Source organism: Mesorhizobium sp. M7A.F.Ca.US.014.04.1.1 (genome assembly GCF_003998745.1).
Classification (GTDB): Bacteria; Pseudomonadota; Alphaproteobacteria; order Rhizobiales; family Rhizobiaceae; genus Mesorhizobium; species Mesorhizobium ciceri.
Genome location: NZ_RZRW01000433.1, coordinates 1 through 4,938, shown reverse-complemented (window position 1 = coordinate 4,938; position 4,938 = coordinate 1). Strand labels below are relative to the sequence as shown.

Below are 4,938 nucleotides of genomic sequence, written 5' to 3'. Positions count from 1 at the left end.
CCTAAGCGAACATCTGCTCGGGTGTATGGGATACGCGTCGGGTAGCTTCGAATTTTGGCATGAAACCGGCTGATTAAGCTGATTTCTTGAGAATCGCTTCCCGTGCCGCACGCAGCTTGGCGAAATCGTCGCCGGCGTGATGCGATGAACGCGTCAGCGGGCTGGACGCCACCAGCAGGAAACCCTTGGTCCGGCCGATCGTCTCAAAGGATTTGAACTCCTCCGGCGTAACAAAGCGGATCACCGGGTGGTGCTTCTTCGACGGCTGCAGATACTGGCCTATGGTCATGAAGTCGACATTGGCCGAACGCAGATCGTCCATCAACTGCAGGATTTCATTCCGTTCTTCGCCCAGCCCCACCATGATGCCGGACTTGGTGAAGATCGACGGATCAAGCTCCTTGACCCGCTGCAACAGCCGGATCGAATGGAAATAGCGGGCGCCCGGACGAACCGTCAGATAGTTCGACGGAACGGTTTCGAGATTGTGGTTGAAGACGTCGGGTTTGGCCGCCACGACGATCTCCAGCGCGCCGTCCTTGCGCAGGAAGTCGGGCGTCAGGATTTCGATCGTCGTCAGCGGCGTCGCCGCCCGGATGGCGCGGATGACCTCGGCGAAATGCTGCGCACCGCCATCGGCGAGATCGTCGCGGTCGACCGAGGTGATGACGACATGGGTAAGGCCCATCTGCTTGACCGCATGCGCGACGCGGGCCGGTTCATCCGGGTCAAGAGCGGTTGGAATGCCCGTGGCGACGTTGCAGAAAGCGCAGGCGCGGGTGCAGATCTCGCCCATGATCATGAAGGTGGCGTGCTTCTTTTCCCAGCACTCGCCGATGTTGGGGCAGCCGGCCTCTTCGCAGACCGTCACCAGCTTGTGCGACTTCACGATTTCGCGCGTTTCGGCATAGCCCTTCGACATCGGCGCCTTGACGCGTATCCAGTCGGGCTTGCGCAGGACATCCTGATCAGGCTTGTGCGCCTTTTCGGGATGCCGCAGGCGCGGTGCGTTGGCGATCGTATCGAGGACAGTGACCATCGGGAAACCTGGTTCATTGGCGAGCGCCAGTCAGGCGTTCGTTGTGATAACGTCATCTAGGACTTTTCGGCGCAAAGAAAAAGGCCGCTGCGGCGCATGCCGCAACAGCCTTTTTCGCATGGCAGCTCTTCAGTGATGTCAGCGGCGCACCAGGCGTCCTGCCCAGATCAGTAGGCAGGCGCCGATAAAGCCGGTGATCAGATAGGCAATCCAGCCGACGCCGAACGGGCCAAAATTGAGAGCCTGCAGAATGGCGTTCAGCACGATCGCGCCGACGATGCCCATAACGATGTTCATGAAGATGCCGGTGTTGCTCTTCATGAACATTTCGGCGAACCAGCCTGCCAGGCCGCCGATGATGATGGCTGCTATCCAGCCGACGCCATTCAGGTGCATATGCCTTCTCCTTGTGTGATGGATGAAAGTGCATCCGCAAACGATGTACCTTGCCGCCGGGTTCCATCTGTAGCAGCGCTTTCAATCTATCACGCGTTGAGCGCGCGGCCATAGGCGTCGAGCACGCTTTCCTTCATCATCTCCGACAGCGTCGGGTGCGGGAAGATGGTGTGCATCAGCTCTTCCTCGGTCGTCTCCAGGTTCATCGCCACGACGAAGCCCTGGATCAGTTCGGTCACTTCGGCGCCGACCATGTGGGCGCCGAGCAATTGACCGGTCTTCTTGTCGAAGATGGTCTTGATGAAGCCCTGATCCTCACCGAGCGCGATCGCCTTGCCATTGGCGGCGAACTGGAAGCGCCCGACCCGGATATCCCAGCCCTCTGCCTTGGCCTTGGCTTCGGTCAGGCCAACCGAGGCGACCTGCGGATTGCAGTAGGTGCAGCCCGGAATCTTCAGCTTGTCGGTGGCATGTACGCCAGGAAAATCAGCGATCTTCTCGATGCACACGACACCCTCATGTTCGGCCTTGTGGGCGAGCATCGGCGGGCCGGCGACATCGCCGATGGCATAGATGCCCGGCACATTGGTCTTGCCGTAACCATCGATGACGACGCAGCCGCGATCCGTCTTCACGCCGAGCGCCTCAAGCCCGAGGCCCTCGATGTTGCCTTGCACGCCGACGGCCGAGATCATCCGGTCGGCGGTGATCTTCTCGACCTTGCCGTCCTTCATCTCGACATGCGCCGTGACCGAGTTCGTGCCCTTCTCGACCTTGGTCACCTTGGCTTCGAGGATAATCTTCATGCCTTGCTTCTCGAACTGCTTTTGCGCGAACTTCGAGACTTCGGCGTCCTCGACCGGCATCACCGCCGGCAGCAATTCGACCACCGTCACCTCGGCGCCCATTGTGCGGTAGAAGGAGGCGAATTCGATGCCGATGGCGCCCGACCCCATGACGAGCAACGACTTCGGCATCTCCTTCGGCACCATGGCCTCGAAATAGGTCCAGATCAGCTTTCCGTCCGGCTCGATGCCGGGCAGCGCGCGTGGCCGGGCGCCGGTCGCCAGGATGATGTGCTTGGCGGTATAGGTGCCCTCGCCCTTGACGCCTTTCGGCACCGGCGGCTGTGGCTCCATCGGCTTCTTGGCCGTCTTGGACACGACGATCTCGCCCGCCTTCGAAAGCTTGGCCTCGCCCCAGATGACGTCGACCTTGTTCTTCTTCATCAGGAAGGCAACGCCGCCATTGAGCCGCAGCGACACCTTGCGCGAGCGGTCAACGACGGCCGATGTGTCCACGCTGACCTTGCCGTCGAGCTTCAGCCCGTAATCCTTCAGGTGATCCGAATAGTGCATGATCTCGGCCGAGCGCAGCAGCGCCTTGGTCGGGATGCAGCCCCAGTTAAGGCAAATGCCGCCGAGATGCTCGCGCTCGACGATCGCCGTCTTGAAGCCGAGCTGCGCGGAACGCACCGCGGTGACATAGCCGCCGGGACCGGAGCCGATGATGATGACGTCATAGTTCTCAGCCACGGGTTTTCTCCTTCACAATTCCAGCATGACGCGCACGACTGGTGTCAGCGCCTCGCCGATGTTTCGCGTGTTTTCGGCGTCAAGATGAACACCGTCGAGAGGTGTGGTTTGCGCCACGCTGCCGGCGTCGAAGAAGCCGCAGCCGGCCTCATCGGCGAGCGCGGCATATTGCGGTGCCAAAAACTTCGAGGCGTCGTCGCCGCCGGCAAACATTTCCTTGAATTCGGCATTTTCGGTGCGACTGACGACAGGCGGCGAAACGATGAGGATCTGCGGCGCCGGCCAGTCGAACGGATAGTCGTGACCGCGCACGATGTCGATCAGCCGCTGGATACCCTGCTTGGCCGCGACGGGATTGCCGTGGATCCACGGCTTCATGTCGTTGGCGCCGAGCATGATGACAATCAGGTCGATCGGCGCATGCGTCGTCAGCACCGTTGGCAGCAGCCTGGCGCCGTTGCGATCAGCACCGGCCAGGTGGTCGTCGAAGGCGGTGGTGCGGCCATTGAGGCCTTCGGCGATAACTTCGACGCCACTGCCAAGGCCGGCCTGCAGCACGCTTGGCCAGCGGTCTTCCAGCGCATGGCGGCCACCTTCGGCATTGTAGCCCCAGGTCAGCGAGTCGCCGTAACAAAGAACCGTCTTCATGCACCCACCTGCGCGTCGATCAACCCACGCTTCACCCGCCATCCATGGGTTGTGACCGCCCGTTTCCGAGCAGCCAGTCCGGTGGCGAATCCGGAAATGATGAAAGCGAAGAGGCTGGTGAAGACTATCCGCACCGCCCTCTCGCTTCCCTAAACCAGCATGCCCATCGGGTTCTCGATCAGGCGCTTGAAGGCGACCAGCAGTTCGGCACCCAGCGCACCGTCCACGGCGCGGTGGTCGGTCGACAGCGTCACCGACATCACGGTGGCTATTCTGATCTCGCCGTTCTTGACCACCGCCCGCTCCTCGCCGGCGCCGACCGCCAGGATGGTCGCGTGCGGCGGGTTGATGACCGCGGCAAAATCCTTGATGCCGAACATGCCGAGATTGGACACCGCCGTGGTGCCACCCTGATACTCTTCCGGCTTCAGCTTGCGGCTGCGGGCGCGACTGGCGAGGTCCTTCATCTCGTTGGAGATGGTGGACAGCGTCTTTTCGTCGGCTTTGCGGATGATCGGTGTGATCAGCCCGCCGGGGATCGACACGGCAACGCCGACATCGGCGTGCTTGTGCTTGACCATGGCGCTTTCGGTCCACGAGGCATTGGCATCGGGCACCGCCTTCAGCGCCATCGCCATCGCCTTGATCACCATATCGTTGACCGACAGCTTATAGGCCGGAGCATCACCCTTGTCGGTCTTCTTCACCGGGGCTGCCGCATTGATCTGCGTGCGCAGCGCCAGCAGCGCATCGAGCTCGCAGTCGAGCGTCAGGTAGAAATGCGGAATGGTGGTCTTGGCCTCGACCAGGCGGCGCGCAATGGTCTTGCGCATATTGTCATGCGGGACGAGGTCGTAGGAGCCCTGTTCGAACAGTTTCAGCACCTGATCGTCCGACATCGCCTTTACCGGCGCGGCAGGAGCAGCAGCGGGCACGCCAGCCGGAGCCTTGGCGGCAGGCGCCGCCTGGGCGCCGCCACCGGCAATCGCCGCGTCGACATCCGCCTTCACCACCCGGCCATGCGGACCGGTGCCGGTCACGGCAGACACATCGACACCGGCTTCCTTGGCTATGCGACGTGCGAGCGGCGACGCGAAGGTGCGTCCTTCCGGCGACTGGCTGATCTCCCCCCTTGTGGGAGAGATGGCCGGCAGGCCAGAGGGGGGCGTCTCGCGCTGAGAGGACGGCGGGACAGCGCCCCCCTCTGTCGACTTCGTCGACATCTCCCCCACGGGTGGGGAGATTGGCGCCTTGTCCTGCTTGGCCTCGGCTTTCGCTGGAGCAGCATCGCCCCCGCTTTTCGCGGCAGCGCCTGCATCC

At 62.3% G+C, this 4,938-nt stretch carries 5 protein-coding genes; all 5 read right to left on the bottom strand.

All coding sequences use genetic code 11. The features are described from left to right. Window positions 1-73: 73 nt before the first annotated feature. Entirely contained in the window at window positions 74-1,039 is a 966-nt protein-coding gene (lipA, locus tag EOA22_RS24225) for a lipoyl synthase (RefSeq protein WP_024505190.1), read from the bottom strand. 138 nt (window positions 1,040-1,177) lie between these two features. Further along, window positions 1,178-1,435: a GlsB/YeaQ/YmgE family stress response membrane protein gene (locus EOA22_RS24220; RefSeq protein WP_013531486.1), complete on the bottom strand. Its 258-nt coding sequence runs from the start codon at window positions 1,433-1,435 to the stop codon at window positions 1,178-1,180. Window positions 1,436-1,524: 89 nt separating this feature from the next. Continuing rightward, window positions 1,525-2,970, bottom strand: coding sequence for a dihydrolipoyl dehydrogenase (lpdA, locus tag EOA22_RS24215; RefSeq protein ID WP_063168048.1), 1,446 nt, complete (start codon window positions 2,968-2,970; stop codon window positions 1,525-1,527). A gap of 12 nt (window positions 2,971-2,982) precedes the next feature. Next, a complete protein-coding gene (locus EOA22_RS24210) occupies window positions 2,983-3,618 on the bottom strand; it encodes an SGNH/GDSL hydrolase family protein (protein WP_013531484.1) in 636 nt (211 codons plus the stop codon). Between the two features lie 149 nt (window positions 3,619-3,767). Then, window positions 3,768-4,938, bottom strand: a 1,171-nt coding sequence (locus EOA22_RS24205) for a 2-oxo acid dehydrogenase subunit E2 (RefSeq protein ID WP_127390267.1), incomplete at its 5' end; no start/stop codon positions are given.